Genomic DNA, 18,062 nt, shown 5'->3' on the forward strand with positions numbered 1-18,062 from the left:
AATGGCCTATTCATTTAGATTTCAAAAGCTTTTAGAGCTTAAAGAAAATGAAAAAGACCAATCATTTGTTGCATACCAGTACTCAGTTTCAGAATTTGAAAATGTTGCAGAAAAGTTATATGAAAGCATGAACCAAAAAGAAACGCTTGAGAAAAGTAAAGAAATGAAGATGCAAACTGGTATGAGCGTTCAGGAAATGAGACATTACCAGCAATTTGTCACAAATCTTGAAAACACAATTCATCATTATCAAAAGCTTGTCATCATGAAAAGAAATGAAATGAATGAAAAGCAAAGCGATTTGACTGAAAAAAATATTGAACTAAAAAAATTCGAGAAAATGAAGGAAAAACAGCTTGAAAAATTAACAACCGAAAGCAAAGCAAATGAAATGAAAGAAATGGATGATATCTCCATTACTCAGTTCATGGCACAAGGAAATTAGGAGAACAAAATGGCTGAAGAAAAAAAACCTAGTAGATTTCTCAAGTTTTTGTTTTTGATTGTCACTCCACTTCTATTCATAGGGGTGGCAGGATTCGTCGTAATGTGGCTTTTAGGAATTCAGGTTCAAGATGTTGCTTCTAAAATTCCTGTTGTTAAAGAGTTTGTCCAAGACAGTGATCAAAATCAAGGGAAAGATAGCGCAGCTAATCAGCAAGACAACAAAGCAGAAAAGCTACAAAAAACAATTGATGAACAAAAAAGTGAGATCGAAACGCTCACAAGTGACTTGAAAACGAGTAATGAGGAAATTAAAACACTCAAACAAAAAATCAACTCATTAAAGAAAACAGAAGATCAAGATAGTGAAAAAGGCAAGACGAAAGAAGCAGAAAAAGGCAGTAAAATCGTTAAAATTTATCAAAGTATGCCAAGTAACAAATCTGCAAAGATTTTAAGTGAACTCAACGAGCAAGAGGCAGAGAAAATTTTAAACGCCTTAAACAAAAAGAAAGTGGCAGAGATCCTTTCGAAAATGCCTCCTGAAAAAGCGGCTATCTTTACAGAAAAGCTTGCAAAACTTGAGGAGAAGCCTGAAGAAAAACCTGAAGGGGGGGAATAGCTTGCGACTTCTTGACACGATCTCTTTTGGTGCTAAATCTTCGCTGGGAACAGTCTCAGCAAAAACAAGCGGGACAACCCCTGGCACTGTCTTTCAGGATGTACTTCAAAAAGAAAACAACTTGGTCTCTTTTCGTGAAAAAAATGGAGAAGGTTCAAGTGGAGACAATCAAATAAATCAGCTGATAAAAGAACTTGAAAATTGGCTTGCTGGTAAAGGTAGCAACCCTTTAACTGAAGAGAATTTGAATGCTCTTCAATCACTTGAAGATTTAACCGCTACACCTGAAACACTTTCACTGGTTGACCAGCTGTTAAGCAAAATAAAAATGTTGTTAGAGTCTGACACTGAAACGAACAAGAACAGTGCGATTGCCGATTCTGAAGTGGTACTCACTGATGAAGACATGGAAACCGATGATCTGAAAATGCCTGATGTTGCGACTCTCAGTCAGCTGCAACACCTGTTGTTTGCCATCATGCAAGAAAATCAACCGACTCAAAAATCGTCTCAAATTGCTGAACTATACGAACAAGCGCCGGAATTTCTTTCGATGTTGGTTAAAACAGGTTCAGAACCATTGGCAAATGAATTAAAACGTCAGCTCTTTACGAAAGACCCGAATCAATCACAGTTGCTGTCCATGTCAAATGCCGAGTTGAAAAGCTTGAAAAGCTTAATTGAGCAAATGATGAAAGACAGCTCTCAGCCAGGTCAGAAAGAGTGGAAAATGGTTGAAAGTCAGCTTAAGGCGTTCCTGATGAGCAACAAATCAGATGTTTCAGTAACAGAGACACCATTTTCACTTCTTTTTAAAGGCAAAGAGATTCAGGTGGAGAGAAAATCAGAGCCGATTCATTCCCTAGGGATGATTCAGCAGCAACGAACTGGGGACACTCTCCTTCAAGGTCTAAAGTTGACGTCAGAAGTGCCGGCTGCTCCGCAAAAAGACTTGGCAGATCAAATTCTAGGTTCTTGGAAACAAATGAAGTTTACACCGTTTGGCAAATCAACAGGCAGTTTTACGATTCGTTTGAATCCTGAGAACCTCGGGTTTATCACGATTAAATTGGTCAAACAGCACGGGATGTTCTCAAGTAAAATCATTGCCTCGACTGAGTCGGCAAAGGAGTTGTTAGAACATAATTTGTCACAACTCAAACAGGCACTGCCAAATATGTCTGTGCAAATCGATCGTTTTAGTGCTTCACATCAAAACGGTGATCAGCCGTTTAGTCAGTTTGCAGATCAGCAAAAAAATCAACAGCAGGCAAAACACGATCAGCCACACCACCAGGAAAATGAAGATTTTCGTGAGTTTTTAGATGAACTGATCGAGACTCGACTGCAGGATACAGAGGAGGAAAGTTAATGGCTGAAACTTCGATCGGTGCAAGAACACAAACTCCAAGTACGCAGACAAGTTCAACAACGTCTTACTATTTGTCAGATAAGCAAAAGACGGAGAAGAGCGGTTCTAATTTGGGAAAAGATGATTTTCTGAAATTGCTCATGAAACAATTGCAACATCAAGATCCTTTAAAACCGATGGAAGACCGCGAGTTCATTGCGCAGATGGCGACTTTTTCAAGCATGGAACAATTAACAAATTTAAATAAAACGATGTCGACCTTTGTTGGTCTACAAGATCCAATGTCAATGTATGTCGGTTGGATTGGTAAACAAGTCACCTATTCAGCTGAGGATCATAGCGAAAAAACCGCACTTGTCAAATCAGTAAAAAGTTCAGATGGTCAATACTTGCTCGTTCTTGATGACGGAACAAAAGTGAATCCGTGGGATGTAACGGCAGTAAGCACAGCTGATCAGAAATAAGAAGAGAAATTTAGGGAGGAATACATTAATGTTACGTTCACTATACTCAGGAATTAGCGGAATGAAAAACTTTCAGACAAAACTTGATGTCATTGCCAACAATATTTCAAACGTCAATACTGCTGGTTATAAAAAAAGCAGAGTGACTTTTAAAGATATTGTCAGCCAACAGATTGCAGGTGCCGCTGCTACAACTCCTGACAGAGGTTCAGTAAATGGTAAACAAATCGGACTTGGTTCAACACTGGGAACGATTGATGTGATTCACACCAATGCAGCACCTTCAACAACGGGCAGAGACTTAGACATTGCGATTGCTGGAGACGGCTACTTCCGAGTTGGCTCAGGTGCTGAAACTTACTTTACACGTGCTGGAAGCTTTTATTTGTCAGATAATGGCGATTTGGTCAATGGAGACGGACTGTTTGTTTTAACGGCTGCCAACGGTAAAATCAATATTCCTAATACAGCACAAAGTGTGAAAATCGGACCTGACGGCACAGTGACATATGTTGATGCAACGAACAACAATGTTACCGCTGGACAAATTTCGCTTGCAACTTTCAGCAATACAGGCGGGTTGGAGAAGAAGGGTGACAACCTTTACCGCGAGTCATTAAGTTCAGGAGCAGAGCAAGTTGTTGCACCTGGAGGCGGTTCATCAGGTGTATTACAAACTGGTGCACTAGAAATGTCAAACGTTGACCTTTCCGAAGAGTTTTCTGACATGATTATCGCACAGCGTGGTTTCCAGTCTAATGCAAAAATCATTACAACCTCTGATGAAATCCTTCAGGAACTCGTCAATCTGAAACGATAGGGGTATAAACAGTGATTAAAGTAACGCGTTTAAACGGACAGCCATTTACTCTTAATGCGATTTTCATTGAGCAAATTGAATGTTTTCCCGACACGACGATTACATTGTCAAATGGTAAAAAGTTTGTTGTCAAGGAGAATGAAGATGCTGTTGTGGAACGAATTGTGGCATTTTATAAAAAAATTCAAATTATTTCTTGTGACCAGAGAATTGAGGAGTCTGAATGAATAAAAAACTTCTAGGTATTATGCTGATTATTGTTTTGCTCATCATTGTACTGGGAGCAGTTATTGTTTTTATGTTAAAAGGAAACGCAAGTGAAGATGGAAACAAGGAACGATCTATTGATGAAGTCTTGGAATCCGTTGTTGAAATACAAGAAATCATTACGAACTTAAAATCAGACAATGTCGTTCGTTTATCGCTTAAACTGGAAACAGATTCACCAGAAGCGAAAGAAGAGCTTGAAAAACGTGATTTTCAAATTAAAGATACAGTGATTTCTATTTTAGCCAATACCACGGCTGAGGATATTAGTGGGACCGAAGGAAAAGATAAATTCAGAGAAGCATTAAAAGAAAAACTGAACTCGAACTACATGAAAGAAGGCAAAGTAAAAGAAATCTACCTTACCTCCTTTAATAGCCAGTAGGAAAGGATTCGATAGAATAACGGAGGTGAGAAAATAGATGGCAGGAGAAGTACTCTCCCAAAATGAAATTGATGCATTACTTTCGGCGATATCGACCGGAGAAATGGATGCTGATGAACTGAAAAAAGAGGAGACCGAGAAAAAGGTAAAAGTCTATGATTTTAAACGGGCGCTCCGCTTTTCAAAAGATCAGATCCGCAGTTTAACGAGAATTCATGACAATTTCGCGCGGCACTTAACGACCTACTTCTCTGCGCAGTTGAGAACTTATATTCAGATCTCAGTCAGCTCAGTTGATCAAGTCCCGTACGAGGAATTTATTAGATCGATTCCAAACATGACCATTCTCAATCTCTTTGAGGTTCATCCTCTCGAAGGCAAGATCATGATGGAGATCAACCCTACGATTGCCTATACGATGATGGACCGGGTCATGGGTGGAATCGGATCAAGTCATAATAAGATCGAGAACATGACAGAAATTGAGACAAAAATCATGTCTAATCTATTTGAAAACTGTCTTGCGAATTACAAAGAAGCTTGGGAATCGATCACCGAAATTGAGCCGGAAATGACCGATTTTGAAATCAATCCGCAGTTTGTGCAAATGGTCTCACCCAATGAGACAGTTGTCGTCATTTCATTGAACACACAAATAGGAGATATTAGCGGCGTCATTAATCTTTGTATTCCACATGTCGTTCTCGAGCCGATTATCCCTAAACTTTCTGTCCATTACTGGATGCAGTCCGACAGAATTGAAGCAAAACCAGAGGAAACAAAGTCGCTAGAAAAGCGGATTATGACGGCACGAATTCCCATTGTTGTAGAACTCGGAACATCAGAATTAACGATTGAAGAGTTTTTACATTTAGAAATTGGCGATTGTATCACTTTGGACAAATCAGTAGCAGAACCTCTTACTGTTTTGGTCGGAGATAAACCGAAATTTCTAGGACAAGCCGGCCGAATGAATCGGAAAACAGCGATTCAAATTCTAGAACACGACATAAGAGGTGAAGAAGATGGAGAATAACAGCAGGTTATCACAGGATGAAATTGATGCGCTACTTAAAGGTGGCGATGACAATAATCAAGAACAGCCAGAGTCAAGCTTATCCCCGATAGAGCAAGATGCAATCGGGGAAATCGGAAATATTTCCTTTGGGAGCTCTGCGACAGCTTTGTCCACTTTGTTAAATCAAAAAGTTGATATTACAACACCAACTGTTTCAGTGATTAATAAGAGTCAGTTGATTAATGAATTTCCTCGCCCATATGTTTCAATCGGTGTGAGTTATACAGAAGGCTTTTTAGGAAACAACCTGCTTGTCATCGAACAAACTGATGCTGCGATCATCGCTGACTTGATGATGGGTGGAGACGGAACAAATGCTGATCCATCCTTAAGCGAAATTCATTTAAGTGCCGTTCAAGAAGCGATGAACCAAATGATGGGATCAGCAGCAACATCGATGTCAACCGTCTTTAGCAAGAAGGTTGATATTTCGCCGCCGGAAGTTGATCTGCTTGATATGAGTGAAGGAGAGGGAACAGACCAAATTCCGAAGGAAGATCCACTTGTTAAAGTATCCTTCAGAATAAAAGTTGGAGAATTAATTGATTCACATATTATGCAGCTTTATCCGCTGACATTTGCGAAAGATTTGATCAACGAATTAATGGATCATGGAAATGAAGAATCACCAGCACAAGCTGAAGAGCCAACGGTCGCTCCGGAAACACCGGCACCGGCTGCTGCACCTACTGCACCTGTCGCGCCTGCTGCAAGCCCGAAACCAAATCCAACACCAAAACAGCAAGCGGCACCGGTTGAAGTGGCACCAGCTGAGTTTGTCTCATTTGATAATCAGCCACAAGCTCAGTCTCATCATCATAACCTTGGTATGTTGATGGATATTCCTTTATCTGTGACAGTCGAATTGGGTCGAACAAACCGCAGTGTCAAAGAAGTTCTTGAGTTATCAACCGGCAGTATCATTGAACTTGACAAATTAGCGGGTGAGCCTGTCGAAATTCTTGTGAACCAACGGGTTGTTGCAAAAGGAGAAGTAGTCGTTATTGATGAAAACTTCGGTGTTAGAGTAACAGATATTTTGAGTCAAGCAGAACGAATTAATAAATTAAGATAACAACAGATTGATTAAGGAGAGGTTAAAATGGCTTATAGAATTTTAGTAGTTGATGATGCAGCATTTATGAGAATGATGATTAAAGACATCTTAGTGAAAAACGGATTTGAAGTAGTTGCTGAAGCTCAAGATGGAGCACAGGCAGTAGAAAAATATAAAGAGCATTCTCCTGATCTGGTGACAATGGATATTACAATGCCAGAAAAAGACGGAATTACCGCTTTGAAAGAAATCAAAGCGATGGATCCGCAAGCAAAAATCATTATGTGTTCTGCAATGGGTCAGCAGTCCATGGTTATTGACGCTATCCAAGCTGGAGCGAAAGACTTCATCGTCAAGCCGTTCCAAGCTGATCGTGTAATGGAAGCAATCAATAAAACACTAAGTTAAAGGGTGTTCAACTTGTTTAAGAAACCTTTCATTTTCATCGTCAGCATTTGTGCGCTTCTTTTTCTCATGATACCGGACTCTTCCGCTTTTGCGGAGGAATCTGGGAATCAGAACCAGACAGTTGATCAGTTGTTTAATAAAGATGCTGGCAAAGAAAAAGAAAAAGAACAAACGAAAACGGAGAAAAAAAATAGTCAGTCTGTTAAGGAAGAGACGGAAACAGAAACCCCGTCTTCTTCCGTTACTATATTTGATTTTGTCAAAATGATCGGCGCTTTGCTATTTGTGATTTTTCTCATTTACGCTTTGGTCAAATTTATGAATAAACGAAACCGCCTGTTGAAACCTTTTCAATCTGTTGAAAACATTGGCGGTACATCACTGGGACAGAACAAATCTGTACAGTTGATTAAAGTAGGGAAGAGAGTACTGGTTGTCGGAGTCGGTGACAATATCCAGCTTTTAAAAGAGATTGAAGATCAACAAGAATGTGAAGAGCTCCTCACTCAGCATGAAACGGCTGTAAGCAGTAAGGTAGAGTGGTCAAAATGGGCAGAGCAAGTCAAAATTCCGGGAAGACAAAAGCAAAGCGGAACACCGAGTTTTGCTGAATCATTAAAAGTTCAGCTTTCAGAACTAAAACAAAATCATGCAAAAGGCAAAAAGAAAGGCCGAAATCAACATGAATGAGTTTATCGATTTATTTAATTCAAGTGATGCGGCAAATGTAAGTGCCAGTGTCCGGCTCCTCTTGCTTTTAACAGTATTTTCAGTTGCGCCGGGAATTTTAATTTTGATGACTGCTTTCACAAGGGTTGTCATCGTCTTGTCTTTTGTCAGGACATCATTAGCAACGCAATCTATGCCGCCAAACCAGGTGCTGATTGGGCTCGCATTATTTTTAACATTTTTCATTATGGGACCGACATTTTCTGAGATTAATAAAGAGGCGTTGACCCCTTTAATGAATAACAAGATTAGTATAGATGAGGCATACACAAAGGCTGAAGTTCCGATCAAAGAGTTTATGAGTAAGCATACGAGACAGAAAGATTTAGCGTTATTTATGAATTACGCCAAGATGAAAACGCCTGAGTCTATTAAGGATATCCCGCTTACGACAATGGTTCCAGCGTTTGTCATCTCAGAATTGAAAACAGCATTTCAAATGGGATTTATGATCTTTATTCCGTTTTTGATCATCGATATGGTTGTAGCCAGTGTTCTGATGTCGATGGGGATGATGATGCTTCCGCCAGTCATGATTTCATTACCGTTTAAGATTTTGCTGTTTGTCCTTGTAGACGGCTGGTATTTAATTGTTAAATCATTGCTGCAAAGCTTTTAGAGTAGGTGGTCAAACATGAATTCAGAATTTGTTATATCGATGGCTGAAAAGGCGGTATATGTCACACTGCTTATCAGTGGGCCTTTATTGGCACTCGCTTTACTAGTGGGACTGATCGTTAGTGTTTTTCAGGCAACGACTCAAATCCAGGAACAGACGCTTGCATTTATTCCTAAAATTGTTGCTGTACTTGTCGGGCTGGTTATTTTTGGCCCGTGGATGCTATCAACGATTTTATCTTTTGCAACTGAGCTGTTCTCAAATTTAAATCGTTTTGCAGGGTAGTTGAAAAATGCTATCTATTATTGAACTATTTCCAGCCTTTTTACTAGTGTTTGTGAGGATCACAGCTTTTTATGTAACGGTGCCTCTATTTTCTTATCGGACAATTCCTGCCGTTCATAAGATAGGTTTTGCATTTTTTCTAGCCATTATCAGTTTTAGTACAATTAAAAACCCTCCTCATCTTGATGTAGATGGTATGTACATGATGTTGATCATGAAGGAGGCGCTTGTTGGACTTCTACTCGGACTTATTGCTTATATAATGATTTCAGCTATCCAAATTGCCGGATCATTTATCGATTTTCAGATGGGTTTTGCTGTGGCCAATGTCATCGACCCTCAGACAGGGGCACAAACTCCGCTGGTCGGTCAGTTTTTGCACACGATGGCTCTCCTGCTTATGTTGAGCTTGAATGCCCACCATCTTTTACTTGATGGGATTTATTACAGTTATCAATACATTCCGATTGACCATCTGGGGCTTTCATTTGGGAATGAACAATTTGGTGATTTTATTGCCAAAAGTTTCAATTCGATGTTTATTACTGCTTTTCAATTGTCGGCACCTGTTGTCGCAAGCTTATTTTTAGTCGATTTAGCATTGGGAATTGTCGCGAGAACCGTGCCGCAGCTGAATGTGTTCGTTGTCGGACTTCCTTTGAAAATCGCGGTCACCTTTATCATGCTCGTCATCTGTATGGCCGTTATGTTCAGCATGATGCAAAACGTATTTGAATTCGCCATTCGGACAATGAGAGATTTATTAAGTTTACTTGGGGTGGCATGATGAAGCTGACATTGGACTTGCAATTTTTTGCAGGTGAAAAAACTGAAAAAGCAACACCAAAAAAACGCCAGGAAACGAGAAAAAAAGGGCAGGTTGCCAAAAGCGCAGATATCAATACAGCAATTACACTTCTCATCGTGTTTCTATCATTTTTGTTCATTGGACCATTTATGAGAGACCGTTTAACCGGTTTAATCGAAAGGTTCTTTAAAGAATCACTGACAATGGAAATAACGGTAGCTAACATTCCCGGGTTATTTCGTGACCTGGCTCTGGAAAGCGGATTGCTGATGGCACCGATTTTGCTAGCAGCCCTTGTCTCAGGTGTTTTAAGTAACTATATGCAAGTGGGATTTTTATTTGCACCTGAAGCGATCAAAGCCGATTTAAAAAAATTGGATCCCATTCAAGGGTTTAAACGAATTTACAGTATGAGAGCGATCGTCGAACTTTTGAAGTCCATTTTGAAGATTGCACTTGTCGGTACTGTCACATTTGCAGTCTTATGGATGAACTTTGATAAGATCATGAGAATTTCTCATTTAAACCCTGGTAAGGTTTTATCATCTGTTGGCTGGCTGACCTTTTTAATGGGGGTATCGGCAGCGGTCGCATTGATATTTCTTGCAACACTTGATTACCTTTATCAAAAATTTGATTATGAAAAAAACATTCGAATGTCAAAACAGGACATTAAAGATGAATACAAAAAAACAGAGGGCGATCCTTTAATTAAATCCAAGATTAAACAAAAGCAAAAAGAAATGGCGATGCGCCGTATGATGCAAGAAGTTCCGAAAGCCGATGTCATCATAACAAACCCGACGCATTATGCGATCGCCCTGAAATATGATGAAAACAAGATGGATGCACCATTTGTGCTGGCAAAAGGGGTCGATTTGATGGCCTTGAAGATTAGGCAGATTGCCAAAGAGCATAATGTGATGACGGTTGAAAACAGACCTCTGGCAAGAGCGCTCTATGATCAGGTTGAGATTGATCAGGCTGTTCCAGAAGAATTTTTTAAGGCCGTTGCTGAAATCTTGGCTTATGTATATAAAACAAAGCAAAAAATCTAGTGAATTTTTCGTTTTAAAAGGAGAGAAACAGCATGTCAGCAAGAGACTTATCAATTTTATCCGGGGTTATCCTGATTGTGGCAATGCTCATTATCCCTTTTCCTACATGGTTGTTGAGCGTCTTTATCATCGTTAATATTTCTCTTGCGTTGATCGTGCTTCTCACCACAATGAATATGCAAGAACCGTTGCAGTTTTCGATTTTTCCTTCTTTATTGCTGTTGCTGACGCTGTTCCGCTTGGGGCTGAATGTATCAACAACACGTTCCATTCTGTCAAACGGTGATGCGGGAAAAGTCGTTGAAACTTTTGGATCTTTCGTTGTCGGCGGTAATGTGCTGGTCGGTCTTGTTGTTTTTATCATCCTGGTCATTATCCAATTTGTCGTCATTACAAAAGGGGCAGAACGGGTTTCAGAAGTTGCAGCAAGATTTACGCTTGATGCTATGCCCGGTAAACAGATGAGTATCGATGCAGATTTAAACGCCGGAATGATTACTGAACAAGATGCGAAAGTTCGTCGTGAAAAAGTGGCTCGTGAAGCAGATTTCTATGGAGCGATGGACGGAGCGAGTAAATTTGTCAAAGGGGATGCAATCGCTGGTATTATCATCGTTCTCATTAACGTTCTGTTTGGAATGGTGATCGGTATGCTGCAAAAGCAGATGAGTATTCAGGAAGCGGCAGCACACTTCACATTAATGTCTGTAGGTGACGGTATTGTTTCACAGTTGCCTGCTCTCTTAATATCGACGGCAACAGGGATTGTTGTGACAAGGGCTGCATCAGACGGCAACCTCAGTCAAGATATTACCGGTCAGCTATTTGCTTATCCAAAGCTCTTGTATGTCACAGCTGGAACGATTTTTTTACTCGGAATCTTCACACCGATCGGGATTCTTTTGACCGGTCCGGTAGCTGCCCTTTTGGCGATAGGAGCTTATACACTTTCTAAAGCTGGGGAAGAAAAAGATCAAATCGAAGAGATTCTTGAGGAAGAAGCGGAAGTCGATGAGTTAAAAAGTCCGGAAAGTGTTGTCCATCTGCTTGATATCGATCCGATCGAATTTGAATTCGGCTACGGATTGATTCCGCTCGCTGATGCTAACCAAGGCGGAGATCTATTAGACAGAATTGTGATGATCAGACGCCAGCTTGCGATTGAGTTGGGTCTTGTTATCCCAGTGGTCAGAATTAGAGATAACATCGCACTGCAACCGAATGAGTACAAGCTAAAAATTAAAGGAAATGAAGCTGCAAAAGGGGAGCTTCTTCTTGATCACTTTTTAGCGATGGCCCCGACTGGTGAAGACGATCAGATTGAAGGAATTGACACGATCGAGCCGTCATTTGGTCTTCCGGCAAAATGGATTGCTGAACCGCAAAAAGATCAAGCTGAAATGCTCGGATATACAGTCGTTGATCCAGCTTCGGTTGTTTCAACACATATTACAGAACAAGTGAAAAGACATGCTCACGAATTAATCGGTAGACAGGAAACAAAACAACTGATCGACCATTTAAAGGAATCGTATCCGGTCTTGGTCGAGGAAGTAACACCAAATCCGTTGTCTGTTGGTGATATTCAAAAAGTACTTGCGAAGCTTCTCAAAGAAAAAGTATCAATCCGGAATTTGGTGACCATCTTTGAAACTTTAGCAGACTACGGAAAACTGACGACAGATTCAGATATGCTGACAGAATATACGAGGCAGGCACTTGCTAAGCAGATTACAAGCCAATATGCAAAAGAAAATGAAACATTGAAAGTGGTAACCTGCTCAGGACGTGTTGAAAAATCGATTGCTGAAGGGATTCAGCAAACCGAACACGGCAATTATTTATCTCTTGAACCAGCAATATCTGAAAATATCATTCAGTCTGTAGCTAGAGAAATTGAGCAGCTCTCATTAAGACAAGAATTGCCGATTCTCCTCTGCTCGCCGCCCGTCAGAATGTATGTTAAACAGCTTTTGGAACGCTATTTTCCAGATCTTCCAGTACTGTCATATAACGAACTGGAGGCTAATGTGGAAGTTCAAAGTATCGGAGTGGTGGATATTCAATGAAAATTAAAAAATTTGTAGCTGGTTCTATGCAAGAAGCCACAATGCAAATCAGGCAGGAGCTTGGAAATGACGCCGTCATTTTAAACTCTAAAAAGATTCAAACACGTAAGTTTCTTGGATTGGTCAAAAAACAAGGTGTAGAAGTCATCGCTGTTCTCGATCAAGATTTTCCCGAGATAAAAAAACCAAAACAGCAAACACCTACTATTTTTCAACAGACACTTTCACCTGAAAAACCGGAGCAACTTGATTTAGCTCACCAGGTAAAAGAACTGAAAGAAATGTTAGTAAATCAGCATCAAGAACATGCTGTTGATGTGTTGCCAAAACCGTTAAAAAAAGCTGATCGGCTTTTAGAAAAACATGGGGTTTCTACAGCGATTCGCACAAAAGCATTAAGTCGACTGGTGAATACCCCTTTAGACGGAGAGAAATGGACTGAAAAAAAAGCTCTTTCTCTTTTAACAGAAGTTTTAGGAGAGATCCTTCCGAAAAATTCGGAAGAAAACTTAACAATTCACTCGCAATATGTTGTGCTATTCGGATCAACTGGAGTCGGCAAAACGACAACACTAGCCAAACTTGCTGCAACTTCTGTACTAGAAAAGCAAAAAAGAATTGCTTTTATCACGACAGATACGTATCGAATTGCCGCGGTTGAGCAGTTAAAAACATATGCTGAGCTTCTCAATGCTCCTCTTGAAGTGTGTTATTCAAAAGAGGAATTTAAAGCGGCGCAGGAGAAGTTCGCTGATTTTGATCATGTCTTTATTGATACAGCTGGCCGCAATTTTAAAGATGGTCAGTACGTTGAGGAACTGAAAGGAATCATTCCGTTTGACCGGAATATCCAAGCATTTCTTGTTATGTCGGCAACAAGCAAATATGAAGACATGAAAGAGCTTCTCAAACAGTTTTCTAGCATTCCGATCGATCAGCTCATTTTTACAAAGTTGGATGAAACCGATTCGATGGGAAGTATGATGAATCTTTTAGCTGAATCAAAAATTGGCCTTGGTTATATTACAAACGGCCAAAATGTTCCGGAAGATATTCGCAGTTTATCAAATGAATCATTTGTTAAACTGCTGACGGGGTGTTGATCATGGATCAAGCGGCAACTTTACGAAAACGAATGGAACAACGATTTTCCCAAACGCTCCCACTTTCTCATAAAAAAGCAAAAACAATTGCAGTCATGAGTGGAAAAGGAGGCGTCGGAAAATCGAATTTGTCGCTAAACATGGCACTTGCGCTTATAGAAAAAGGGAAGAAAGTCCTTTTAATAGATCTAGATGTCGGAATGGGTAATATTGATATTTTGATTGGGCATCAGTCGATTTATACAATGATGGATGTGCTGAATCAAAAAATGCCTTTTCATCGAGTTTTATCAACTGGACCAAAAGGTATCCAATATATTTCTGGGGGAACAGGACTGAATACGATGTTCGAGCTGAGCAAGGAGAAATGGAGATTCTTTCTGGAAGAATTATCAGCTGTACTCAAAGATTATGACTTTGTGATCCTTGATATGGGAGCAGGACTTTCTAAAGATCAGCTACCATTTGCTCTTTCTGCTGATGAAATTCTGATTGTTACTACCCCTGAGCCGACATCGATTATGGATGCCTACAGTGCGATTAAGCACTTAGCATTAAACGGACAGGAACTCAAACTGAAGGTGATTGTGAACCGCTGTACAAACCAAAAAGACGGCATATCTACATTTTCTCGTCTTTCTCATACGGTAAATTCCTTTTTACAGCAAGAGCTGGTATATGCCGGCCCAATCCCTGAAGATTCTTCAGTTTCAAAAGCAGTTGTTGAACAGCAACCGTTCTTGCTGAAGAACCCTCGTTCCAAACTAAGTAGGTCGGTCTACCTTTTGGCAGATTCACTTCTTAAAACAAACAAACAGAAAGTAGAAGATAAACCTACGTTTATCGAAAAATTATCTTCATTCTTGAGAAGGGGTAATCCAACATGATACGTGTTCTTGTCGTTGATGATTCTGCTTTTATGAGAAAAATGATCACCAAGTTTTTAACATCCAATCACCAGATTGCTGTAGTAGGAACGGCAAGAAATGGAGAGGAAGCACTCCAAAAAATAACCGAACTTCGTCCGGATGTCGTGACATTGGATATTGAGATGCCTGTGATGAATGGTAAGGAAACACTAGAAAAAATAATGGCTGACGATCCTCTTCCCGTCATCATTGTTTCTAGCCAGACACGTAAAGGAGCAGATATTACGATTGAATGCTTGGAACTTGGTGCATTCGACTTTATCGCTAAACCGTCAGGATCAGTTTCAATCGATTTATATAAAGTAAAACAAGAGTTGATTGAAAAGGTATTGGCAGCTGGACAATCAAAGAACAAAGAGCAAACTCACCCAGCACCAAAACCACCATCCCAGTTGAAACCGGGTTTCAAAAACGCTCGTTCTACTATCCCGCCGACTGGAACTGTTAAACAGCTCATCTGTATTGGGACATCAACCGGAGGACCTAGAGCTTTGCAAAAAGTGTTACCCAAGCTTCCTAAAAATCTAAAGGCGCCTGTTTTTGTCGTTCAGCATATGCCTCCAGGGTTTACGGCTTCTTTAGCAAACAGGTTGAACCACCTCTCAGAAGTAACCGTAAAGGAGGCTGAAAACGGTGAGAGAGCAAAGGAAGGTTGGGTTTACATTGCACCAGGTGGAAAAAACATGGCGATCAGACCTGAGCGGGGAGAACTGGTGATCACACTTGATGATCGTGACACTGCCAGTCTTCATAAACCTTCAGTCGATTACTTATTTCATTCCCTCACATCTGTCAATGAATTTGAAAAAGTTGCCGTGATCATGACGGGGATGGGGAGTGACGGAACTGAAGGTGTCAAAGGCTTGATCAAGAACGGTGGTGGGAAAGTCATCGTTGAATCTGCAGAATCTTCCGTCGTATTTGGAATGCCAAAGGCAGTCTTAAACACCGGATTAGCAGATGAGGTCAAACATGTTGATGAAATTGCTGCATCTATTATGACGTATATGAAAAAAGAGAGGGCGTGACTTAGATGGATATGAATCAATATTTAGACGTCTTTATTGAAGAAAGTAAGGAACATTTACAAACTTGTAACGAAAAATTGCTTGAACTTGAAAAAAATCCATCAGATTTGCAGCTTGTCCATGATATCTTCAGAGCAGCTCACACTTTAAAAGGAATGAGTGCAACAATGGGCTACGAGGATATGGCTCATTTAACACATAGCTTAGAGAATGTGTTAGATGCCATCCGAAATGAGGAAATGACGATAACTTCAGATTGGATGGATATCATGTTTGAAGCGCTCGATGATCTCGATGCGATTGTTCAATCCATCATTGATGGAGGGGATGGAAAAAGAGACGTCTCCGAAGTCTGCGCCAAACTTGATGTAACAGGTGCAAACAAAGAAACAGCAGCTGCTGAAGCATCCGTTGAAAAAGCGTCTGAAACGAAATGGTCTTATGACGAGTATCAAAGAACAGTCATCAAACAAGCTGAAGAACAAGGTTTTAAATGCTATGAGGTCGTTGTTTCTCTTAAAGAAGATTGTCTATTAAAAGGTGTTCGGGTATACATGGTATTTGAACAACTAAACGAAGTCGGTGAGGTTGTCCAAACGATTCCTGAAACAGAAGTTCTTGAAGCTGAAGAATTCGATTCTGAGTTTATGATTTGCTATTTGAGCAAGCTTGGAAAAGAAGAGATTTACAATAAAATCAACGGTGTTTCAGAAATTGAGAAAATTGAAGTGACCGAACTGAAACATGAGACTGCTCCGGAATCCGAAAAAACAGTCCCTGCTAAAAAAGAGGACAAAAAACCGGAGAAAGCTGTTAAAGAGACAAAAGCTAAAAATGAACCGGCCAAAACAAGCCAAAATGGTGGAACAAAAACGATCCGCGTGAATATTGACCGACTCGATTCTTTAATGAACCTATTTGAGGAACTTGTCATTGATAGAGGGCGCCTAGAGCAAATTGCCAAAGAACTTGAACATGGTGAATTAACGGAAACAGTTGAAAGAATGACGCGAATTTCCGGTGATCTGCAATCAATCATCCTTAACATGAGAATGGTACCTGTGGAAACAGTATTCAACCGTTTTCCAAGAATGGTCCGCCAGTTAACGAAAGAACTGAATAAAAAAATTGAACTTACGATTTTCGGTGCAGAAACAGAACTCGACCGGACAGTTATTGATGAAATCGGTGACCCGCTTGTCCATCTATTAAGAAACAGCCTCGATCACGGAGTTGAAATGCCTGATGTCAGGGTGAAAAATGGTAAGCCGGAAACAGGTCAAGTTCGTCTGAAAGCATATCATAGCGGAAACCACGTCTTTATTGAGGTAGAGGATGATGGAGCGGGTATTAACCGCAAAAAGGTACTTGAAAAAGCAATTGAACGCGGTGTTATTTCTGAACGTGATGCAGAGACAATCGAAGATTCAGAAATAGATGCGCTGATCTTTGCACCAGGTTTCTCCACAGCCGATCAAATTTCGGACATTTCCGGACGCGGTGTCGGTCTTGATGTTGTCAGAAACAAACTTGAATCATTGGGAGGATCGGTCAGTATTAAATCGAGTGAAGGTGAAGGATCACTCTTTTCAATTCAGTTACCGCTGACACTGTCGATCATCTCTGTTCTTCTTGTCAAACTGGAAAAAGAGACGTTCGCGATTCCGATTTCTTCTATTATTGAAACAGCTGTCATTGATAAGAAGGATATCCTTCAAACGCATGACCGAGAAGTTATTGATTTCAGGGGCCATATCGTACCTGTCGTTTACCTGAAAGAGCAGTTTAAAGTTGAAGATTCTTCAGATGGCCTAGAGCAGCTCCATGTCATCATTGTGAAAAAAGGAGACAAGCTAACTGCATTTGTTGTAGATTCCTTTATCGGTCAGCAAGAAGTCGTCTTAAAATCTTTGGGTGATTATTTAACAAACGTGTTTGCGATTTCTGGAGCAACGATTTTAGGAGACGGACAAGTCGCTTTAATCATCGATTGCAATGCCCTTATTAAATAGAAAGTGAAAGGAGAGCGATCCTCTTGACCACACAGACTACCACCGGTGAAAAAATGATTGTATTTAAAGTAAATCATAAGGAATATGCCATCTCTGTTTCAGAAGTCATGTCAATTGAAAAATGGCAACAACCGACAAGGGTTCCTGGAGTAGAATCATATATTTGCGGTGTTATAAATTTAAGAGGTGTTGTCACACCTGTGATTGATTTAAGAAAGCGAATTGAAGCACCAGGAGACAACATTACCGATGAAACGAGAATTATCATCATCAATCATCAAGACATTGAAGTGGGCTGGATCGTTGATGAGGCGAATGATGTGATCTCTGTCAATGAAGAAGAACTTGAGTCTGCTCCTGAAACAGCTAAACGAGATGGTAAACAATGGATAAAAGGGATTGTCAAACAAGGTTCAAGATTACTCAATCTCATCGACTCTGAAGCCGTCTTAAACAGAAAATCCAGTCTTGTCGGAACTTCCGAGAATGTCAAGAAATAAGGAGT

The 18,062-nt window shown here is 40.2% G+C and carries 21 protein-coding genes; all 21 read left to right on the plus strand.

Going from position 1 to position 18,062, the window contains the following annotated elements:
- Position 1: 1 nt before the first annotated feature.
- Positions 2-445, plus strand: a complete 444-nt coding sequence (gene fliJ, locus HOO54_RS10120; RefSeq protein ID WP_172294842.1) for a flagellar export protein FliJ — start codon at positions 2-4, stop codon at positions 443-445.
- Between the two features lie 9 nt (positions 446-454).
- Complete coding sequence (locus HOO54_RS10125; RefSeq protein ID WP_172294844.1) at positions 455-1,066, plus strand: MotE family protein; 612 nt, start codon at positions 455-457, stop codon at positions 1,064-1,066.
- Position 1,067: 1 nt separating this feature from the next.
- Positions 1,068-2,438 (plus strand): flagellar hook-length control protein FliK, encoded by a 1,371-nt coding sequence (locus HOO54_RS10130; protein WP_172294846.1) that lies wholly within the window; start codon positions 1,068-1,070, stop codon positions 2,436-2,438.
- Positions 2,438-2,902, plus strand: a complete 465-nt coding sequence (gene flgD / locus HOO54_RS10135; RefSeq protein ID WP_172294848.1) for a flagellar hook assembly protein FlgD — start codon at positions 2,438-2,440, stop codon at positions 2,900-2,902. The genes HOO54_RS10130 and flgD overlap by 1 nt, the downstream gene beginning before the upstream one ends.
- Before the next feature lie 28 nt (positions 2,903-2,930).
- Entirely contained in the window at positions 2,931-3,722 is a 792-nt protein-coding gene (flgG, locus tag HOO54_RS10140; RefSeq protein WP_172294850.1) for a flagellar basal body rod protein FlgG, read from the plus strand.
- 11 nt (positions 3,723-3,733) lie between these two features.
- Entirely contained in the window at positions 3,734-3,949 is a 216-nt protein-coding gene (swrD, locus tag HOO54_RS10145; protein WP_172294852.1) for a swarming motility protein SwrD, read from the plus strand.
- The gene (gene fliL / locus HOO54_RS10150) at positions 3,946-4,374 is read left to right on the plus strand and encodes a flagellar basal body-associated protein FliL (RefSeq protein WP_172294854.1); all 429 of its coding nucleotides are present in this window, start codon (positions 3,946-3,948) and stop codon (positions 4,372-4,374) included. Before swrD ends, fliL begins: the two co-directional genes overlap by 4 nt.
- 37 nt (positions 4,375-4,411) lie before the next feature.
- The gene (fliM, locus tag HOO54_RS10155; protein WP_172294856.1) at positions 4,412-5,410 is read left to right on the plus strand and encodes a flagellar motor switch protein FliM; all 999 of its coding nucleotides are present in this window, start codon (positions 4,412-4,414) and stop codon (positions 5,408-5,410) included.
- A complete protein-coding gene (gene fliY / locus HOO54_RS10160) occupies positions 5,400-6,527 on the plus strand; it encodes a flagellar motor switch phosphatase FliY (protein ID WP_172294858.1) in 1,128 nt (375 codons plus the stop codon). The genes fliM and fliY overlap by 11 nt, the downstream gene beginning before the upstream one ends.
- 27 nt (positions 6,528-6,554) lie before the next feature.
- Positions 6,555-6,917 carry a chemotaxis protein CheY gene (cheY, locus tag HOO54_RS10165; protein WP_172294860.1) on the plus strand — a complete coding sequence of 121 codons (363 nt, stop codon included), beginning with the start codon at positions 6,555-6,557 and terminating at the stop codon, positions 6,915-6,917.
- Positions 6,918-6,983: 66 nt separating this feature from the next.
- Positions 6,984-7,607 (plus strand): flagella biosynthesis regulatory protein FliZ, encoded by a 624-nt coding sequence (fliZ, locus tag HOO54_RS10170; protein ID WP_253907775.1) that lies wholly within the window; start codon positions 6,984-6,986, stop codon positions 7,605-7,607.
- A complete protein-coding gene (gene fliP / locus HOO54_RS10175) occupies positions 7,600-8,265 on the plus strand; it encodes a flagellar type III secretion system pore protein FliP (protein WP_172294864.1) in 666 nt (221 codons plus the stop codon). The genes fliZ and fliP overlap by 8 nt, the downstream gene beginning before the upstream one ends.
- A 15-nt stretch (positions 8,266-8,280) precedes the next feature.
- Complete coding sequence (gene fliQ, locus HOO54_RS10180; RefSeq protein ID WP_172294866.1) at positions 8,281-8,550, plus strand: flagellar biosynthesis protein FliQ; 270 nt, start codon at positions 8,281-8,283, stop codon at positions 8,548-8,550.
- Positions 8,551-8,557: 7 nt separating this feature from the next.
- Complete coding sequence (gene fliR, locus HOO54_RS10185; RefSeq protein ID WP_172294868.1) at positions 8,558-9,337, plus strand: flagellar biosynthetic protein FliR; 780 nt, start codon at positions 8,558-8,560, stop codon at positions 9,335-9,337.
- Positions 9,337-10,416 (plus strand): flagellar biosynthesis protein FlhB, encoded by a 1,080-nt coding sequence (gene flhB / locus HOO54_RS10190; protein WP_172294870.1) that lies wholly within the window; start codon positions 9,337-9,339, stop codon positions 10,414-10,416. Before fliR ends, flhB begins: the two co-directional genes overlap by 1 nt.
- Before the next feature lie 32 nt (positions 10,417-10,448).
- Positions 10,449-12,485: a flagellar biosynthesis protein FlhA gene (flhA, locus tag HOO54_RS10195; protein ID WP_172294872.1), complete on the plus strand. Its 2,037-nt coding sequence runs from the start codon at positions 10,449-10,451 to the stop codon at positions 12,483-12,485.
- Positions 12,482-13,588, plus strand: coding sequence for a flagellar biosynthesis GTPase FlhF (gene flhF, locus HOO54_RS10200; protein WP_172294874.1), 1,107 nt, complete (start codon positions 12,482-12,484; stop codon positions 13,586-13,588). Before flhA ends, flhF begins: the two co-directional genes overlap by 4 nt.
- Positions 13,589-13,590: 2 nt before the next feature.
- On the plus strand, positions 13,591-14,475 hold the full coding sequence (locus HOO54_RS10205; RefSeq protein ID WP_172294876.1) for a MinD/ParA family protein: 885 nt from the start codon (positions 13,591-13,593) through the stop codon (positions 14,473-14,475).
- Entirely contained in the window at positions 14,472-15,545 is a 1,074-nt protein-coding gene (locus HOO54_RS10210) for a protein-glutamate methylesterase/protein-glutamine glutaminase (protein WP_172294878.1), read from the plus strand. The genes HOO54_RS10205 and HOO54_RS10210 overlap by 4 nt, the downstream gene beginning before the upstream one ends.
- Positions 15,546-15,550: 5 nt before the next feature.
- Positions 15,551-17,557, plus strand: a complete 2,007-nt coding sequence (locus HOO54_RS10215; RefSeq protein WP_172294880.1) for a chemotaxis protein CheA — start codon at positions 15,551-15,553, stop codon at positions 17,555-17,557.
- 23 nt (positions 17,558-17,580) lie between these two features.
- Positions 17,581-18,057 carry a chemotaxis protein CheW gene (locus HOO54_RS10220; RefSeq protein WP_172294882.1) on the plus strand — a complete coding sequence of 159 codons (477 nt, stop codon included), beginning with the start codon at positions 17,581-17,583 and terminating at the stop codon, positions 18,055-18,057.
- The last annotated feature ends 5 nt before the right edge of the window (positions 18,058-18,062 follow it).

The organism is Bacillus sp. WMMC1349 (genome assembly GCF_013155385.1).
In the GTDB taxonomy this organism is placed as follows: Bacteria; Bacillota; Bacilli; order Bacillales; family Bacillaceae; genus Bacillus.

Coding starts and splice junctions, on each gene's coding strand:
- fliJ (WP_172294842.1), top strand. CDS start 2: ATGGCCTATTCATTTAGATTTCAAAAGCTTTTAGAGCTTAAAGAAAAT.
- HOO54_RS10125 (WP_172294844.1), top strand. CDS start 455: ATGGCTGAAGAAAAAAAACCTAGTAGATTTCTCAAGTTTTTGTTTTTG.
- flgD (WP_172294848.1), top strand. CDS start 2,438: ATGGCTGAAACTTCGATCGGTGCAAGAACACAAACTCCAAGTACGCAG.
- flgG (WP_172294850.1), top strand. CDS start 2,931: ATGTTACGTTCACTATACTCAGGAATTAGCGGAATGAAAAACTTTCAG.
- fliL (WP_172294854.1), top strand. CDS start 3,946: ATGAATAAAAAACTTCTAGGTATTATGCTGATTATTGTTTTGCTCATC.
- fliM (WP_172294856.1), top strand. CDS start 4,412: ATGGCAGGAGAAGTACTCTCCCAAAATGAAATTGATGCATTACTTTCG.
- fliY (WP_172294858.1), top strand. CDS start 5,400: ATGGAGAATAACAGCAGGTTATCACAGGATGAAATTGATGCGCTACTT.
- cheY (WP_172294860.1), top strand. CDS start 6,555: ATGGCTTATAGAATTTTAGTAGTTGATGATGCAGCATTTATGAGAATG.
- fliZ (WP_253907775.1), top strand. CDS start 6,984: ATGATACCGGACTCTTCCGCTTTTGCGGAGGAATCTGGGAATCAGAAC.
- fliP (WP_172294864.1), top strand. CDS start 7,600: ATGAATGAGTTTATCGATTTATTTAATTCAAGTGATGCGGCAAATGTA.
- fliQ (WP_172294866.1), top strand. CDS start 8,281: ATGAATTCAGAATTTGTTATATCGATGGCTGAAAAGGCGGTATATGTC.
- fliR (WP_172294868.1), top strand. CDS start 8,558: ATGCTATCTATTATTGAACTATTTCCAGCCTTTTTACTAGTGTTTGTG.
- flhB (WP_172294870.1), top strand. CDS start 9,337: ATGAAGCTGACATTGGACTTGCAATTTTTTGCAGGTGAAAAAACTGAA.
- flhA (WP_172294872.1), top strand. CDS start 10,449: ATGTCAGCAAGAGACTTATCAATTTTATCCGGGGTTATCCTGATTGTG.
- flhF (WP_172294874.1), top strand. CDS start 12,482: ATGAAAATTAAAAAATTTGTAGCTGGTTCTATGCAAGAAGCCACAATG.
- HOO54_RS10205 (WP_172294876.1), top strand. CDS start 13,591: ATGGATCAAGCGGCAACTTTACGAAAACGAATGGAACAACGATTTTCC.
- HOO54_RS10210 (WP_172294878.1), top strand. CDS start 14,472: ATGATACGTGTTCTTGTCGTTGATGATTCTGCTTTTATGAGAAAAATG.
- HOO54_RS10215 (WP_172294880.1), top strand. CDS start 15,551: ATGGATATGAATCAATATTTAGACGTCTTTATTGAAGAAAGTAAGGAA.